This window comes from Pseudooceanicola profundus, assembly GCF_054919315.1.
In genome coordinates, this window is record NZ_CM142898.1 from 1,145,340 (window position 1) to 1,162,542 (window position 17,203).

The 17,203-nt window shown below is 68.1% G+C and carries 15 protein-coding genes; 12 read left to right on the top strand and 3 right to left on the bottom strand.

The window, feature by feature from the left end; all coding sequences use genetic code 11:
* Nucleotides 1-6: 6 nt before the first annotated feature.
* Entirely contained in the window at nt 7-906 is a 900-nt protein-coding gene (locus ACX9MO_RS05280) for a LysR family transcriptional regulator (RefSeq protein ID WP_222491592.1), read from the bottom strand.
* A 152-nt stretch (nt 907-1,058) separates the two neighbouring features.
* Here ACX9MO_RS05280 and ACX9MO_RS05285 point away from each other — a divergent pair, with 152 nt between their 5' ends.
* The 6 genes from ACX9MO_RS05285 to ACX9MO_RS05310 are packed head-to-tail and all read left to right on the top strand — an operon-like array spanning nt 1,059 to nt 8,415.
* Entirely contained in the window at nt 1,059-2,027 is a 969-nt protein-coding gene (locus ACX9MO_RS05285) for an ABC transporter permease (RefSeq protein WP_222491590.1), read from the top strand.
* Nucleotides 2,024-2,920: an ABC transporter permease gene (locus ACX9MO_RS05290; protein ID WP_462213779.1), complete on the top strand. Its 897-nt coding sequence runs from the start codon at nt 2,024-2,026 to the stop codon at nt 2,918-2,920. Before ACX9MO_RS05285 ends, ACX9MO_RS05290 begins: the two co-directional genes overlap by 4 nt.
* A complete protein-coding gene (locus ACX9MO_RS05295; RefSeq protein WP_462213780.1) occupies nt 2,917-3,894 on the top strand; it encodes an ABC transporter ATP-binding protein in 978 nt (325 codons plus the stop codon). The genes ACX9MO_RS05290 and ACX9MO_RS05295 overlap by 4 nt, the downstream gene beginning before the upstream one ends.
* Nucleotides 3,891-4,940 (top strand): ABC transporter ATP-binding protein, encoded by a 1,050-nt coding sequence (locus tag ACX9MO_RS05300; RefSeq protein ID WP_462213781.1) that lies wholly within the window; start codon nt 3,891-3,893, stop codon nt 4,938-4,940. Before ACX9MO_RS05295 ends, ACX9MO_RS05300 begins: the two co-directional genes overlap by 4 nt.
* Nucleotides 4,937-6,508 carry an ABC transporter substrate-binding protein gene (locus ACX9MO_RS05305; protein ID WP_462213782.1) on the top strand — a complete coding sequence of 524 codons (1,572 nt, stop codon included), beginning with the start codon at nt 4,937-4,939 and terminating at the stop codon, nt 6,506-6,508. The genes ACX9MO_RS05300 and ACX9MO_RS05305 overlap by 4 nt, the downstream gene beginning before the upstream one ends.
* Nucleotides 6,505-8,415: a CocE/NonD family hydrolase gene (locus ACX9MO_RS05310; RefSeq protein WP_462213783.1), complete on the top strand. Its 1,911-nt coding sequence runs from the start codon at nt 6,505-6,507 to the stop codon at nt 8,413-8,415. The genes ACX9MO_RS05305 and ACX9MO_RS05310 overlap by 4 nt, the downstream gene beginning before the upstream one ends.
* A gap of 45 nt (nt 8,416-8,460) precedes the next feature.
* Here ACX9MO_RS05310 and ACX9MO_RS05315 read toward each other — a convergent pair whose 3' ends face one another.
* Both ACX9MO_RS05315 and ACX9MO_RS05320 read right to left on the bottom strand, forming a co-directional pair.
* Entirely contained in the window at nt 8,461-9,897 is a 1,437-nt protein-coding gene (locus tag ACX9MO_RS05315; RefSeq protein ID WP_462213784.1) for a TrkH family potassium uptake protein, read from the bottom strand.
* Nucleotides 9,898-10,187: 290 nt separating this feature from the next.
* Nucleotides 10,188-11,648 carry an aminotransferase class V-fold PLP-dependent enzyme gene (locus tag ACX9MO_RS05320; RefSeq protein WP_462214423.1) on the bottom strand — a complete coding sequence of 487 codons (1,461 nt, stop codon included), beginning with the start codon at nt 11,646-11,648 and terminating at the stop codon, nt 10,188-10,190.
* Nucleotides 11,649-11,860: 212 nt separating this feature from the next.
* Between ACX9MO_RS05320 and ACX9MO_RS05325 the strand changes: the two genes are divergently transcribed.
* The 6 genes from ACX9MO_RS05325 (at nt 11,861) to ACX9MO_RS05350 (ending at nt 17,106) form a co-directional block, all read left to right on the top strand.
* Nucleotides 11,861-12,232, top strand: coding sequence for a winged helix-turn-helix domain-containing protein (locus tag ACX9MO_RS05325; protein WP_462213785.1), 372 nt, complete (start codon nt 11,861-11,863; stop codon nt 12,230-12,232).
* Nucleotides 12,233-12,304: 72 nt separating this feature from the next.
* Nucleotides 12,305-13,066 (top strand): molybdate ABC transporter substrate-binding protein, encoded by a 762-nt coding sequence (gene modA / locus ACX9MO_RS05330; RefSeq protein WP_462213786.1) that lies wholly within the window; start codon nt 12,305-12,307, stop codon nt 13,064-13,066.
* Nucleotides 13,067-13,774, top strand: a complete 708-nt coding sequence (gene modB, locus ACX9MO_RS05335) for a molybdate ABC transporter permease subunit (RefSeq protein ID WP_222491570.1) — start codon at nt 13,067-13,069, stop codon at nt 13,772-13,774. It abuts the gene before it with no gap.
* Complete coding sequence (modC, locus tag ACX9MO_RS05340; RefSeq protein ID WP_222491568.1) at nt 13,771-14,856, top strand: molybdenum ABC transporter ATP-binding protein; 1,086 nt, start codon at nt 13,771-13,773, stop codon at nt 14,854-14,856. The genes modB and modC overlap by 4 nt, the downstream gene beginning before the upstream one ends.
* A 184-nt stretch (nt 14,857-15,040) precedes the next feature.
* Complete coding sequence (gene htpX, locus ACX9MO_RS05345) at nt 15,041-15,994, top strand: zinc metalloprotease HtpX (RefSeq protein WP_222491566.1); 954 nt, start codon at nt 15,041-15,043, stop codon at nt 15,992-15,994.
* Nucleotides 15,995-16,134: 140 nt separating this feature from the next.
* The gene (locus ACX9MO_RS05350; RefSeq protein WP_462213787.1) at nt 16,135-17,106 is read left to right on the top strand and encodes an agmatinase; all 972 of its coding nucleotides are present in this window, start codon (nt 16,135-16,137) and stop codon (nt 17,104-17,106) included.
* Nucleotides 17,107-17,203 lie beyond the last annotated feature (97 nt).

Sequence of the window (17,203 nt, forward strand, 5' to 3'; positions counted from 1 at the left end):
TGACACTCAGGGTCTCAGCAGCGCCTGCAACCGGGCGCTGCTGAGGTCCACGAAGGCCTGCGCCGCCTGGCTGAGCGGCGTTTCCGCACTCATCGCGAAGGCGAAGTTGTGGCTCAGCGCGGGCGACATGGGCCGGTGGGTGATCGGCAGGTGGTCGTAGTCATGGGCCATCAGCTCGTTCACCAGCGTGACCCCCAGCCCTGCCGCCACCAGCGAACAGGCCGACATGACGGAATGCGCCTCGACCCGCACCTGCGGCTTGAGGCCCGCGGTCCAGAAGGTCTCGTCGATCTCTCGCCGGGGCGCGCGCATCCGGCCCAGCAGGATCAGCGGCTCGCCCCTCAGGTCGTTCACCGTGATCTCGGATTTCGCCGTCAGCGGATGGTCATCGGGCATGACGCAGACGGTGCGCGCGCGGATCACCGGCGTGACGGTCAGACCGGGCCGCTGGATCGGGATCCGCAGGAACCCGACCTCGGCGCGCTCATCCAGCAGCATCCGTTCGATCGTGTCGTAGGGGCCGGTGTGCAATTCGACCTGCACGAGGTCGTTCTCTGCCAGAAAATCGCGCAGAATGCCGGGCATGATCGACAGGGTCAGGCTGCCCGGCACCGCCACCCGCAGGGTGATCGCCGCCGAGTTGCCCTGTTTCAACTCCCGCGCGACGGTCGCCAGCTGCGCCCCCCGGTCCACCAGCCCGAAGATCTGCCCCTGTAGCAGGCGGCACTCCTTCGTGGGCACCAGGCGGCCCCGGTCCCGCAGAAACAGGTCAAGCCCAAGCTCTTGTTCAAGTTGAGAAATCCGGCGCGATACGGCGGATTGCGTGATCCCCAGATGGGCCGCCGCCGCCTGCGTCGAACCGGTCTCGATCACCGAGCGGAAGGTCTCCAGAAGGCCGAGTTGCATCGCTCAAATATTCCCATACCGCATAGGCTGCGCCGCTTTCGTCATAATCTTGCATAGACTCGAATCGTCTCGCAAGATTTTCCGAAACAGGGACACAGCTACACCGCCATGCGACCAGACCCGGCGCCGCGCCCCTCGGGGGGCCTGCCACAATGACCGTCTTCATCCTTCGCCGCGTGCTTCAGGCCATCCTCGTGCTGGCCATCACGTCGCTTATCGTCTTCCTCGGGGTCTATGCCATCGGCGACCCGCTGGAGATCCTCCTGCCCGCCGACGCCTCCATGGCCGAACGCGCACAGGTGGCCGCCTCGCTGCACCTCGACCAGCCGCTGCCGCTCCAATACCTCAACTTCGTCACCTCGGCCCTGCAGGGCGATTTCGGGCGCAGCTTCGTCTACAACCGCCCGGCGCTGGAGGTGATCTTCGAACGGCTCCCCGCGACGCTGGAACTGGTCACGACCTCGCTGGTGCTGTCGCTGGTGATTGGCCTGCCGCTGGGGCTCTGGGCCGGGATGAAGCCGGGGACGCTCACCGATGAGAGCGTCATGACCGGCTCGATCCTCGGCTTCTCGCTGCCGAATTTCTGGCAGGGCATGATGCTGATCATGATCTTCTCGGTCTGGCTGGGCTGGCTGCCCTCCACCGGGCGCGGCGACACCGGCACCGTGCTGGGGCTGCGCACCTCCTACGCGACGTGGGATGGCTTCGTGCACCTGCTGCTGCCGGCGTTGAACCTCGCCATGGCGCAAATCGCCCTCGTCATCCGCCTGACCCGTACCGGCGTGCAGGAGACGATGCCGCTCGACTTCGTGAAATACGCCCGCGCCCGGGGCCTTAGCGAACGCCGCATCCTCTTCGTGCACGTGCTCAAGACGATCCTGATCCCCATCGTCACCGTGCTGGGGATCGAGTTCGGCAGCCTGATCGCCTTCGCCGTGGTGACCGAGACGATCTTTGCCTGGCCCGGCGTCGGCAAGCTGATCATCGACTCGATCAACATGCTCGATCGGCCCGTGGTGGTCGCCTACATCCTCGTGATCGTCACGATGTTCATCCTGATCAACCTGATCGTCGACGTGCTCTACTCGCTGCTCGACCCCCGCATCCGGAGCCGCGCATGACGAGCATCGCCCTTCTCAAAGGCGAGGGCATGGTGCCCCGCATTGCCCGCGGCATGCTGAGCAGCCCCAAGGCCTCCATTGCCTTCATCGTCTGTCTCGTGCTGATCCTCGCCGCGCTCTTTGCGCCGGTGATCGCGCCCCAGAACCCCTATGACCTGAACGAGATCGACTTCTTCGACGCCAAGCTGCCCCCGATGAGCGAGGGCTACAACGGCATGACCTATATCCTCGGCACCGACGGACAGGGCCGGGACATGTTCTCGGCCATGCTCTACGGGCTGCGGACCTCGCTGGCCGTGGGCGTCACCGCCGGTGTGCTGGCCATGGTCGTCGGCACCGCCATGGGGCTGCTTGCCGCCTACCGCGGCGGGGCGATCGACAGCGTGATCATGCGCTTCGTCGACCTGATGCTGGGCTTTCCGACGATCCTCGTGGCGCTGATGATCCTCGTGGTCTTCGGGCAGGGCGTGGACAAGGTGATCCTTGCGCTGGTCTTCGTGCAATGGGCCTATTTCGCCCGCGCGGTGCGGGCCACGGCGCTGGTGGAAAGCGGCAAGGAATACGCCGAAGCCGCGCGCTGCCTCGGCATTCCGGCGTGGCGGATCATGTTTGCCCATATCCTGCCCAACTGCCTGCCGCCGCTGATCGTCATCGGCACGATCCAGGTGGCCTCGGCCATCGCGGCAGAGGCGACGCTCTCCTTTCTCGGCATCGGCCTGCCGATCACCCAGCCCTCTCTCGGGCTGCTGATCTCGAACGGCTACCAGGTCATGCTGGCCGGGCTCTACTGGATGTCGGTCTACCCGGGCCTGCTGCTGCTGGTGCTCGTCTTCTCCGTCAACATCGTGGGCGACCGCCTGCGCGAGATCCTGAACCCGAGGCTGGCCCAATGAGCGAGACACTGCTGGAGGTGCGCAACCTCAAGACATGGTTCGAAACGCCCAAGGGCACGGTCAAGGCCGTGGACGGCGTGGACCTGACGCTGAACCGGGGTGAGATCCTTGGCCTAGTGGGCGAAAGCGGGTCGGGCAAGTCGATCACCGGCTTCTCCCTGCTGGGCCTCGTGGACCCGCCGGGCAAGGTGGTCGAGGGCTCGATCCTCTTCAAGGGCGAAGACCTGCGCGCGGCTTCTGCGCGGCGCCTGCAGGCGCTGCGCGGCGACCGGATCGCGATGATCTTCCAGGACCCGATGATGACGCTGAACCCGGTTCTGCGCATCGGCACCCAGATGATCGAGACCGTCCGCGCTCATGCGAAGGTGTCGAAGGACGAGGCCCGCGCCATGGCGCGTGACGCGCTTGGCATGGTGGGGATCCCGCGCCCCGAGGAACGGATCGACGCCTATCCGCACGAGTTCTCGGGCGGGATGCGCCAGCGGGTGGCCATCGCCATCGCGCTGCTGCACAAGCCCGACCTGATCATCGCGGACGAACCGACCACCGCGCTCGACGTGACGATCCAGTCGCAGATCCTCTCGGAGGTGCAGAAGCTGACCCGCGAGATGGGCATGGGCCTGATCTGGATCAGCCATGACCTCGGCGTGGTGGCCGAACTGGCCCAGAACGTGGCCGTCATGTACGCGGGCCGGATCGTGGAACGCGGCACGGTGGATCAGGTCCTCGACACGCCGATGCATCCCTACACCCGCGGGCTGATCGACAGCCTGCCGATGGAAAACGACCGCGGCCAGCCGCTCAAGCAGATCCCCGGCAATGCCCCCCCGCCGCTGGGACGGCCCGAGGGCTGCCCCTTCCGCCCGCGCTGCGGCTTTGCCACCGATGCCTGCCTGTCGGAACCCTCCGAGACCGGCGACCTGAGCCGGGGCTGGCGCTGCTTCCACCCGCTTGCGCAGGAGGTCACTGCATGAACCAGCCGCTGATCAAGGTGGACACCGTCACCAAGCATTTCGTCCGCAAGACCGACGTGGCCGAGCGGATCGCGATCCGCGCCGGCCTCGCGGAGGAGCCCAAGATCGTCCACGCCCTCGACGAGGTCTCGCTGGAGATCGCCAAGGGCGAGGTCGTGGGCCTCGTGGGGGAAAGCGGCTGCGGCAAGTCCACGCTGGGCCGCGTCGTGGCCGGGATGCTGCCGGTGACCGCGGGCTCCGTCGCCCGCGACGGACAGGACATCGCCACGCTGAAGGGCCGCGCGGCCAAGGCCAACCGGCTTGCCACGCAGATCATCTTCCAGGACCCGATGTCCTCGCTCAACCCGCGCAAGAAGGTGGGCGAGATCATCGGCGAGGCCCCCCGCCTGCACGGCATCGTGCCGCGCGGCGAGGTGCCCGCGCTGGTCGAGAAGCTGATGGGTCAGGTCGGCCTCGACCCGGCCATGGTCAACCGCTATCCGCACCAGTTCTCGGGCGGGCAGCGCCAGCGGATCGGCATTGCCCGGGCCTTGGCCGTGAACCCCGACTTCCTCGTCTGCGACGAAAGCATCGCGGCGCTCGACGTCTCGATCCAGGCGCAGGTGATCAACCTTCTGGTCCAGCTCAAGCAGGACCTCGGGCTGACGCTGCTCTTCATCAGCCACGACCTTTCGGTGGTGCGCTACATCTCGGACCGGGTGGTGATCATGTACCTGGGCCGGGTGGTGGAAAGCGCACCGACGGATCAGATCTTCGACCGCCCGCGCCATCCCTACACCCAGGCCCTGCTGGAGGAGATCCCCCGGATCGACCGGCGCGGCCACCGGTTCAACACCGTGAAGGGGGAAATCCCCTCGCCGGTGAACCCGCCCAAGGGCTGCCATTTCCACCCGCGCTGCCCCTTCGCCATGGACATCTGCCGTCAGGAGCGCCCGCCGCTCGTCACGGCCGAGACCGGCCATACCGTCGCCTGCCACCTGAACGGCGGCACCGGACACCTGCCCGCAACGACACAACAACAAACCCAACAAGGAGTATCCTCATGAAACTGGCGAAAACCGCCGCCCTCGCCGCGCTGCTGGCCAGCACGATGCTGGCGCCCGCCTGGGCACAGGACCTGACCATCGGCCGCTCGTCCGAGCAGAGCTCGATCGACCCGCAGTTCTCGCGGACCGGCAACAACCAGATGACCTCGACCATGTTCTTCGACCGTCTGGTGAACTTCGACCAGAACCTGCAGATCTCTGCCGGTCTCGCGGAAAGCTGGGAAAACGACGATCCGACCACCTGGACGATCCACCTGCGCGAGGGTGTGACCTTCCACGACGGCTCGCCCTTCACCGCCGATGACGTGATCTTCTCGCTGGAACGCGCCGACGAGGTGCCGAACTCCCCCGCGCCCTACACCGACATGGTGTCCTCGCTGGAGAGCATGGAGAAGATCGACGACCTGACGGTCAAGATCATCACCAACGTGCCCAACCCCGCCCTGATGGAAAGCATCGGCCGCGTCTTCATCGTCTCCAAGGCCGCGACCGAGGGCAAGGCGAGCGAAGACTTCGCCACCGGCGCGGCCATCGGCACCGGGCCCTACGTCTTCGACGAGTGGAAGCCGGGCGAGACCCTGACCATGCATGCCTATGACGGCTACTGGGGCGAACAGCCCGAGTTCAAGGACGTGGAAATCCGCTACATCTCGAACGACGCGGCCCGCGTGGCGGCCCTGCTGTCGGGCGCCGTGGACGTGATCGACGCCGTGCCGCCGCAGGACGTGCAGCGCCTCGACGGCGGCGAAGGCACCCATGTGGTCTCCGAGGCCTCGGGCCGCGTGATCTACCTCGGCCTCTCCATGCGCTTCGATCAGGCGCCGGGCGTGACCGACCTGAACGGCGCCGAACTGGCCGAGAACCCCTTCAAGGATCCGAAGGTCCGCAAGGCGATCTCGCTCATGATCGACCGCGACCTGATCGTGGACCGCATCCTCGGCGGCTCAGGCGTGCCCGCGGGCCAGCTGGTTCCCGAGGTGCTGGGCGGCTACAACCCCGAGATCGGCTATGACACCCCCGATGTCGCCAAGGCCAAGGAACTGCTGACCGAGGCAGGCTACCCGGAAGGCTTCGGCCTGACGGTCTATTCCTCGAACGACCGCTTCCCCGGCGACAGCGATCTGGCACAAGCCCTCGGCCAGATGCTCTCGCGCGGCGGGCTGAAGGTGAACGGCGTCGAGGCGCTGCCCTACTCGGTCTATTCCAAGGCGGCCACCGCCGGTGACTACGGCGCCTTCGTCTTCTCGCTGGGCTCCTCCACGCCGACCTCGGCACCGAACCTCCAGTCGCTGCTGCACACCTACGACAAGGAAGCCGGCAAGGGTGCCTTCAACCGGGCGCGCTTCTCCTCCGAGGCCTTCGATGCGGCCCTCGACGAGGCGCTGCAGGAGTTTGACGAGGACACCCGTCTGGCCAAGCTGCGCGACGCCACCAAGATCGCCTTCGATGAAACGCCCATCGTGCCGCTCTACTGGCAGAAGGTGCACTGGGGCCTGAAGGATGGCCTCGACATCGAGGCCGGCCTTTCCGAACAGACCCTTCCCCAGAACGTGAGCTCCACGAAATGACGACGCTGACCACCCCCGCCCCAATTGTTTCCCCCGGGACTCTCACGCCGGCCCAGCCGGCGGGGCCGGTGGTCGTGCATCGCGACGTGATGGTCGCGATGCGGGACGGCGTGCATCTGGCCACCGACATCTACCGCCCCGCGGGCGCGGATGGCGGCCCGGACGAGACGCCGCTCCCCGTGATCTTCGAGCGCACGCCCTATGACAAGGCGGGCACGCCGCGGACCGAGAAGTCCGTGGCGCGCCCCGAACCGCTCTCCCGTCCCGATCTGGCGATCAAGCTGGTGCAGGAAGGCTATGTCGTCATCTGGCAGGACTGCCGCGGGCGCTATGCCTCGGAGGGGAGTTTCACCAAGTACCTGAACGAGGCCGAAGACGGCTACGACTCCATGGTCTGGATCGACGGCCAGAGCTTCGGCAACGGCAAGGTCGGCACCATGGGGCTGAGCTATGACGCCCACGTGCAGATGGCGCTTGCCTGCCTCAACCCGCCGGGACTGGCCTGCATGGCCGTGGACTCGGGCGGGTTCTCCAACGCCTTCACCTGCGGCATCCGTCAGGGCGGCGCACTGGAGATGAAACAGGCGACATGGGCCTACAACCGCGCCATGGAGGCGCCTCTCGCCTCGCAGGAGCCCCGCATCCTCGGCGCGATCCAGGCCGAGAGCCTGCACGACTGGATGAAGCAGACGCCCTGGACCAAGGGCCGTTCGCCGGTCCGCTGGGATCCGGATTACGAAAGCTACCTGCTGGACCAGTGGCAGCACGGAACCTTCGATGACTTCTGGAAGAAGGCGGGCATCTGGGCGGCGGGCTATTACCACGACTTCCCCGAGGTGCCGATCATCTTCATGTCCAGCTGGTACGACGCCTATGTCCGCACCACGACGGAGAATTTCGAGGGTCTGAAGGGCAATGCCAATCGTCCCCTCACGCTGATCATGGGGCCGTGGACCCATGGCAACCGCTCCCGCTCGGTCTTTGGCGACGTGGACTTCGGCCCCGCCGCGACCCTCGACGGGCAGGTGGACGAGGACTGGCTCGCCTTCCGGCTCAAGTTCTTTGCCAAGTGGCTGAAGGGCGAGGAGGTCAGCCCGCGCGATGAACGCGTGCACCTCTTCATCATGGGTGGCGGCAGCGGCACCAAGACCGCGCAGGGCCATCTGGACCACGGCGGCAAATGGATCGAAACCGCCGACTGGCCGGTGCCAGAGGCCACGCCGCTGACGCTCTACCCCCGCGCGGACATGAGCCTTGGCGCGGCCGATGCCGAGAGCACGATCACCTACAGTTACGACCCGGCGAACCCGGTGCCGACGCTGGGTGGCGCACTGACCTCGGGCGAGCCGATCTTTGCCGGTGGCCCGGTGGACCAGACCGAAAGCGCCGCGTTCTTCGGCTGCGACACGCCGGGGATGCCGCTGATCGCACGCCGCGATGTGGTCAGCTTCGAGACCGCGCCGCTGGAGGAAGACCTGATCGTCGCGGGCCCCGTGACCGTGCGCCTGAAGGTCTCGACCGATGCGCCGGACACGGATTTCACCGCCAAGCTGGTGGATGTCTACCCGCCCTCCGCCGACTACCCGCGCGGCTATGCGATGATCATCACCGATGGCATCTTTCGGGTGCGCTACCGCAAGGGCTTCGACAAGCCGGAACTGGTGGCCGCGGACGAAGGCGCCTTCGACATCGCGATCGAGCCCTTCGCCACCGCCAACCGCTTTGCCAAGGGGCACCGGCTGCGGCTCGACATCTCGTCGTCGAACTTCCCCAAGTACGACATCAACCCGAACACCGGCGCGCCGGAAGGCACCGCCCGCGACCTGCGGGTGGCGCAGAACACGCTGCACCTGGGCGAAGGCTGTGCGCTGGAGCTTCAGGTGATCCCCGCCGCACTGGTGGATTGATCCTGCGCGGGGGCCGGTGCGCCGGCCCCTGCCCGCCCCGCGCCGTCAGCGGCGCGGGCCCATCGCCGCGGCCTCACGCAGGAAGAGCGGCGTGAAGAGCACGTAGACCGTCAGCATCTCAAGACGGCCAAGGTACATCCCAAGCGTCAGCACCAGTTTCACCGGGTCGCTCAGCGTCGCGAAATTGCCCGCCGGCCCGATGATGTCACCCACGCCGGGGCCGACGTTCGCCAGCGCCGTCAGCGCCCCGCTTGTGGCGGTCGAGAAGTCGAGCCCGTAGAACGCCAGCACGATCGACAGCACCATGAAGGTGCCCATGTAGACCACGAAGAAGGTGATCACGCCCGACAGCACATCCTCCTCGATCGGGCGGCCCTCGTAGCGCATGGAGGTGACCCGGTGGCGATAGCGGATGCTGCGCAGATGCGCCCCCATCGCGCGACTGAAGACCAGCCACCGCATCGCCTTGGCCCCGCCCGCGGTCGATCCCGTACAGCCCCCCACCGCCGTCAGCACGAAGAAGGCCACCGCCGCGAAGGGCCCCCAGAGCGTGTAGTCGGTCGAGGCAAAGCCCGTGGTCGTCACAACCGAGACCACGTTGAAGGCCACCTGCCGCAGGGCGGTGAAGACCTCCATGTCCTTCGCCCAGACCAGCCAGAGCGTCAGCCCGCCGATCACCGTTGCAAGCGTCAGCAGCATCGCCTCCACCTGCTCGCTGCGGACCCCGCCCCGGTGCAGCGCGCGGATGTACCAGGCGAAGGGCAGTGCCCCCAGCAGCATGAAGAGCGTGCCCATCCATTGCAGGAAGGGGCTTTCGAAATGGCCGAAGGAGGCGTCATAGCCCGAGTAGCCCCCGGTGGAGAGCGTCGTCATCGCATGGGTGATCGCATCGAAGGGCGACATGCCCCCGGCGAGGTAGACCAGCGTGCAGAGCGCCACCAGCCCCAGGTAGATTTGCAGCGTGGCCGAGGCGAAGACCGTGGCATTGCGCAGTTCCTTGCCACCCTTCTCGGAGCTTTCGGTCCGGAAGAGCTGCATCCCGCCCACCTTAAGGATCGGCAGCAGTGCGATCCCGGTGACGATGAAGCCGACACCGCCCACGCATTGCAGCAGCGCCCGCCACAGGATGACCCCGCGCGGCGTGGTGTCCAGCCCGCTCATCACGGTGGAGCCGGTGGTGGTGATCCCCGACATCGCCTCGAAGAGCGCGTCCACCGGGGTCAGCGCCCAGAAGAAGAGCGGCGCCGCGCCAGCCAGCGCCGCCGAGAGCCAGACCGAGGAGGTCAGCAGGAAGGTGTGCAGCCGGTCGAGGTCCTCGAAGCCCCCCGAGGAGGCGACCGCGATCAGCGTGCCGATCCCCCCGGTGCAGAGCGCGGCAAGGCCGAAGACCTCGGCCGTATCGGGAAAGAGCGCGGCATCCAGCGCCATCAGCGCCGCGAAGAAGACCAGCACCAGCCCGTTGATGAAGATGACGAAACGCATGGGTACCTCTGGGCCTGTCCGGGCCCGGACGCGGCGGCGCCCGCCCCCTTGCGGGGCGCGACGACGCGCAGGAGGTTCCGGTCAGGTCCTTGGTAGCAAAGCCGTATATCGCGCCGGAATGCAACGGCGCGATTGGCAGGTCCAGACGTGCAGAACCCGGTTGGCTGATCCCCGTCGGCTGGTCCGCTGGGCAGGCACAGCCCATTGTCCCCGGAGTACCGGGCGATACACAAGGGCTCCGCTCCCTCCGTCCGCGCCGCGAGCGGCACGGCCCCGGCGGGCGTCGGGCCTCAGGCGCTACGCCGTGCCTCTGCCACGATGGGCGCAAAGCGGGCGTTGGCGTGATCGGCTTCGTAATGGGCGGCATTGGCCTCGGCCGTGCGGGCCAGTTCATCCACGGCGCGGATGATCGTCTCGGCCTTCTCGTCGCTCAGCAGGGCCGAGAAGTTGAGCCGCACCCAGCCGGGTTTCTGGGTCTCCTGCCCGGCCGCGATGGCCGCAAAGGTGGCGTCGGAGGCCGCCTTGTCGAGCCCGAGCAGGTGGTGCGCATAGGAGCCCGCGCAGGCACAGCCGCCGCGCGCCTGAATGCCGTAGAGATCGCTCAGCATCCGGGTGAAGAGCTGGTGGTGCACCAGCCCGCCCTCTGCGTCGCGGATGCGGAAGGAGAAGATCGGCAGCGCCCGGTCGGCCCCGGCACAGCCGAGGATCTCGATCCGATCGTTCTGCTCCCAGACGGCCCGGGCCCGCTGGCGCAGCTCTTCCTGCCGCGCGACCAATGCCGCAACGCCAAGGGCCTCCTTCACCAGCATGACGAGGGCCACGCGGATGTCGCCCACAACGTTGGGCGTGCCGCCCTCTTCGCGATGCGCAAGATCGTCGGAATAGACATGGCCCCAGGGCGAGACGAAGCTGACGGTGCCACCGCCGGGCAGCGTGGGCGTGCGGCGCCGGGCGATGGCATCGCGTACCACCATGACGCCCGAGGCGCCCGGCCCGCCCACGAACTTGTGCGCCGAGAAGACGACCGCGTCCTTGGCGGCATCGGTGTCCTCGCCCATGTCGATGGCGACATAGGGTGCGGCGCAGGCATAGTCCCAGACCGCCAGCGCGCCATGGGCCTTCAGCAGCCGGGTGACGGCCACGGTGTCGGTCTCGATCCCGGTCACGTTGGAGGCGGCGCTGAACGTCCCCACCAGAAGGTCGGCCCCGGCGTTGTCCACCAGCGCCGCCTCGATCTGCGCCATGTCCGGCCCGCCATGGGCGGCCTCGGCGATCTCGATCACCTCGGCCCCGCTCTCACGCCAGGGCAGGAGGTTGGAATGGTGCTCATAGGGTCCGACCAGCACCACGGCGCGGCCGCCCGCGGCCAGCACGCCGGGAATGTCCAGCAGGCCCGCGATCCGGTTCAGCCCCGCCGTCGCGCCGGAGCCGGTGAAGACAACGCTGGTGCCCTCGCCTGCGCCGACGATACGGGCGATCTCGGCCCGCGCGGCCTCGCGCAGCTTGGTCGAGCGCGCCCCGCAGTAGGAAGCCTGCGTGTGGGTATTGGCATAATAGGGCAGCACCTCGTCGCGGACGAAATCCTCCACCTGCGCCAGGGCGCGGCCCGAGGCGACGTAATCGGCATAGATCATCGGATGTTCGCCCCAGGGCCCTTCGACCACCGCCTTCTCCCCGATCAGCCCGCCGCGTATCCACGACCAGAGGTCGGCGCGCGAGAGCGAGGATTTGAACTGGTCGAGAGCGGTCATGAGGAGAGACTCCTTGAGGGTTTCCATGAGTTTGACAGCTTTCGCGCAAATTGCTTCACCGATTTCCTCGCACGGAGAGGCAAAACCATATCATTTGATCTTTTCGCAGGCACTTCGAGGGTCATTTTTCTCGCCCTTTCCAAACTGCCGTTTCAGGCGACCCAAATGCGCCATCCCTTGCCCCGCCGCGCCGCTTCGGGAATGATCCGCCCATGAGCGAGACACATGACACCGATCCCCGCCTGCGCCTGCGCATCCATTTCGGCAACGCCATGATGGGGCCGGGCAAGGCCGATCTGCTTGAAAACATCCGCGAGACCGGCTCGATCGCTGCCGCCGGACGGGCGATGTCCATGAGCTACAAGCGCGCGTGGTCGCTTGTGGAAGAGATGAACGCCGCCTTCCACGCGCCGCTGGTGGAGCGCAACCGGGGCGGTGCACAGGGCGGCGGCACCGCCCTGACCGAGACCGGTGAGGCCGTTCTCGCCCACTACCGGCGGCTGGAGGAGGTCACCGCCCGCGCCGGGGCCGAGGAGATCGCCGCCCTGCGCGCCATGGTCAGGGATATATCCGACGGAAAATAACGCTTGCCCGATCCCGCGCCAACGATATGTTCTGCGAAACATATCCAGACGCATTCCCAGTGGAGGTCCCCCATGTCCGCGCTCCGTCCCCTCGCCCTTGGCCTGATGCTGGCGCTGCCCGCCCTGCCCGCGGCCGCCGACCAGATCACCGTCTTCGCCGCGGCCAGCCTCAAGAACGCCATGGACAAGATCGCGCCCGCCTTCGCCGAGGCGACAGGCCATGAGGCAACCGTGGCGCTGGCGGGCTCCTCCGCGCTGGCGCGGCAAATCCAGCAGGGCGCGCCGGCGGATGTCTTCATCTCGGCCAATGAAAGCTGGATGGACACGCTGGAGGACGAGGGCCTGCTGACCGGGGGCACCCGCACCGACCTGCTGGAAAACGCCATCGTGCTGATCGGCCACGGCGCCGGGGCCGACCCGGTGGAGATCACCCCCGCCCTCGACCTGACGGCGCGGCTGGACGGCGGGCGGCTGGCCATGGCGCTGGTCGATGCCGTGCCCGCGGGCATCTACGGCAAGGCCTCGCTAGACCACCTCGGGCTTTGGGACGGCGTCGCACCCTCGGTCGCGCAGGCCGACAACGTGCGCGCGGCCCTCGCACTCGTCTCGACCGGCGAGGCGCCCATGGGCATCGTCTATGCCACCGATGCCGCCGCCGATCCGGGGGTCAGCGTCCTCGGCACCTTCCCGGCGGACAGCCACCCGCCGATCGTCTATCCTGCCGCCACCCTCGGCGCGGGCAGCGACGCGGCCCAAGCCTTCCTCGACTATCTCAAGGGACCGGAGGCCGAGGCGGTCTTCACCGCCCTCGGCTTTACCATGGCAGGAGACTGAATGCTCGACGGGCTGACACAGCCGCTGTCCCCGGCGGAATGGAGCGCGGTGGCCCTGTCGCTGCGCGTCTCCCTCTGGGCGACGCTGGTCAGCCTGCCGCTTGGCGTGTTCACCGCCTACGCCCTCGCCCGCTGGCGTTTTCCGGGGCGCGAGCTGCTCAACGGCCTCGTCCACCTGCCGCTGATCCTGCCGCCGGTGGTCACCGGCTACCTGCTGCTGCTCACCTTCGGCACCCGGGGCCCGGTGGGCGGGCTCCTGCAGGAGGTCGGCATCGTCTTCGCCTTCCGCTGGACGGGCGCCGCGCTGGCCGCTGGCATCATGGCCTTTCCGCTGATGGTCCGCGCCATCCGCCTCTCGGTCGAAGCGGTGGACCCCAAGCTGGAGGAGGCCGCCGCAACCCTCGGCGCGCCGCGGCTCTGGGTCTTTGCCACCGTCACCCTGCCGATGATCCTGCCCGGCGTCATCGCGGGCGCGATCCTCGCCTTTGCCAAGGCGATGGGGGAATTCGGCGCGACGATCACCTTCGTCTCCAACATCCCGGGCCAGACCCAGACCCTGCCCTCGGCAATCTATGCCTTCCTGCAGGTGCCCGGGGGCGAGGGGGCGGCGTTGCGGCTGGTGCTGATCTCGGTCGTGCTGGCGCTCTCGGCGCTGCTGGCCTCGGAACTGCTGGCGCGGCGGGTGGCGAAACGGGTGGCGGGGCAATGACGCTCTCGGTCGCGCTCCGCCACGATTTCGGCAGCTTCGCCCTCGACGTGGGTTTCGAGGCCCCGCCGGGGCTGACCGTGCTCTTCGGGCGCTCCGGCTCGGGCAAGACCACGCTGGTCAACGCGGTGGCCGGGTTGCTGCGGCCCGACACGGGCCGTATCGCGGTCGATGACTGGGTGCTGCTCGACAGTGCCGCGGGGCGGTTCCTGCCGCCGCACCGCCGTCGGCTGGGCTATATCTTTCAGGAAGGCCGGCTCTTCCCCCACCTGACCGTGCAGCAGAACCTGCGCTATGGCGGCTTCTTCGCGCCGAAGGGCGCCAAGCGCGAGAGCGAGGCGCGGGTCGTCGAGATGCTGGGCATCGGCCCGCTGCTGGCGCGCCGCCCCGGGGCCCTGTCGGGGGGCGAGAAGAGCCGCGTCGCCATCGGCCGGGCCCTGCTGGCCGCACCGAAGCTGATCCTCGCGGATGAACCGCTGGCCGCCCTCGACGAGGCCCGCAAGGCCGAGATCCTGCCCTACTTCGAGCGGCTGCGCGACGAGGTCGAGACGCCGATCCTCTATGTCTCCCATTCCGCGGCAGAGGTGGCGCGGCTGGCCACCCATGTCGTCGTCCTGCAGGCCGGCCGGGTGATCCGGCAGGGCGCCGCGGCGGAGGTGCTGGGCGATCCGGAGGTGACTCCGCTGGGGGCCCATGCCGCGGGCGCGCTGCTGGAAAGCCGCGTGGTGGCGCATCATGCGGACGGGCTCAGCGAGTTGTCCGTCGAGGGCCAGCGCCTGCTGCTGCCCCGGGTCTCCGCCGCGCCCGGCCAGACCCTGCGGGTCTATGTCGAGGCGGCGGATGTCATGCTGGCGACACGGCGGCCCGAGCATATCTCGGCGCTGAACCTGCTGGAGGTCGAGATCCGCGCGATCCGCCGGGGCGATGGACCCGGGGCGCTGGTGCAGCTGTCGATGGGACGGACCGCCCTGCTGGCCCGCGTCACCCGCCGCTCGGTCGAGGGGCTGGGGCTGGCGCCGGGACAGAGGGTCTTTGCCGTGCTCAAGGCCGTCTCGGTCGCCAAGGGAAATGTCGCGGGGCGCTGATCCGCGGCGCCCCTGTACCAGCCCGTGCGGCCTGTGCCGGCCTGCCCCGGTGCCTCTCTCGAACCCGATATCCGCGCCGTCACCCGCAGCTGGCCCGCAGAACCGCATCACCCTCTGGTGTGTCGATGGACCCCACCTATATCTCTATGCGTTCCCCCTGGAACGGATGTGTCGGAGGTTGACGATGGGATATTTCAAGACGGCCCTCTTGATGGCGGCGATGACCGCCCTCTTCATGGGGCTTGGCTACCTGATGGGAGGCTCGGGCGGCGCGCTGATCGCGCTGATCGTGGCCGCGCTGATGAACGTCTTCACCTGGTGGAATTCCGACAAGATGGTGCTGCGCATGCACAATGCGCAGCCGGTGACGCCGAATGACCGGATGGGGCTGCACAGCCTCGTCGCGGAGCTGGCGCAGAACGCGGGCCTGCCGATGCCCGCCGTCTACCTGATCAACACCGAACAGCCCAACGCCTTTGCCACCGGGCGCAACCCCAGCAACGCCGCCGTGGCGGTGACCGCCGGGCTGATGCGCTCGCTCCCGCGGGAGGAACTGGCCGGCGTCATCGCCCACGAGCTGGCCCATATCCGCAACCATGACACGGCGATCATGACCGTCACGGCCACCTTCGCCGGTGCGATCTCGATGCTGGCAAACTTCGCGCTCTTCTTCGGCGGCAGCCGCGAGCGGATGGGCCTGCTGGGCACGCTGGCGATGATGTTCCTCGCCCCGATCGCGGCGGCGCTGGTGCAGATGGCGATCAGCCGGACCCGCGAATACGCCGCCGACAAGGCGGGCGCCGAGATCTGCGGCAACCCGCTCTGGCTGGCCTCGGCGCTGGTCCATATCCAGCAGGGCGCGGCCCGGATCGACAACGTCGCGGCCGAGCGGAACCCGGCGACGGCGCACATGTTCATCATCAACCCGCTCCATGGCGGCGGGCGCGACAAGCTCTTCTCGACCCACCCCGCGACCGAGAACCGGGTGGCCGCGCTGAAGGAACTGGCCGCGCAGATGGGCAGCCAGCCCGCCCGCGCCACCCGCGCGCCCGCGCCGGGGCCACAGGACCCGGCCACCTCTGCCACCCGCGTGCCGCGCTCCGGCAAGCGCACGGGGCGACCCGGGCCGTGGACCTGACCGGATGACCTGAGCCCCCGGGATCGGACATCGACGACAGCAGGAGGCCCCACGGGGCCTCTTTTGCCCTGCGCTCCACGGTTGGCATCGGCAGCACTTTGCCCTTCAATGCCCCGACCAGAGAGAGAGGGGATCAGAGCATGACCGGACACAGCTACGACGCGGGGCGCCTGAACCTGCCCTTCGTGGGCATTTCGACCTTCGCCAAGGCGCCCTACGTGCAGGACTGGGACGCGATCGAGGCCGACGTGGCGGTGCTCGGCGCGCCCTTCGATTTCGGCACCCAGTGGCGGCCCGGGGCGCGCTTCGGCCCGCGCGCGGTGCGCGAGGCCTCGACCCTCTTCAGCTTCGGCCATGCGGGGGCCTACGACCACGAGGATGACGCCACCTATCTCGACGGCTCGGTGCGGATCGTGGACATCGGGGACGCCGACATCATCCACACCAAGACCGAGGAGAGCCATGCCGGCATCCGGCTGGGGGTGGAGAAAATCCTCGCCGCCGGCGCCCTGCCGGTGGTCATCGGCGGCGATCATTCGATCAACATCCCCTGTGTCGAGGCCTTTGCCGCCGACTGCGCCGCCAAGGGCCCGGTTCATGTGATCCAGATCGACGCGCATCTCGATTTCGTGGATGTCCGCCACGGGGTCACGGCGGGCCACGGCAACCCGATGCGGCGCGCAATCGAGAAGGACTACGTCTCGGGCATGACCCAGCTGGGCATCCGCAACGTCTCCTCCACCGCGCGGGACGGCTACGAGGATGCGCGGGCGCGGGGTTCCGACATCCTCTCCGTCCGGCAGGTCCGCAAGCTGGGGACCGAGGCGGTGCTGGCCCGCATCCCCGAGGGCGCGCGCTACTACGTCACCATCGACATCGACGCCTTCTGCCCCTCGATCGCCGCGGGCACCGGCACGCCGAGCCACGGAGGCTTCCTCTATTACGATGTGCTGGAGATCCTGCAGGGGCTGGCGCAGCGGGGCGACGTGGTGGGCATCGACCTGGTGGAGGTCGCCCCGGCCTATGATCCGACGGAGAGCACGCAGATCCTTGCCGCACAGCTGCTGCTGAACTTCCTCGGCTTCATCTTCCACGCCCGCAAGGGGCGCTGAGGCACGGCGGCGCGTCCGGTCCCGGCCAGATTTGCGCCTGATCTGCGCCCGCCCCGGGGGCGGGCGTCAGACAGGCAAGAGCCGAAGAGACATCAGG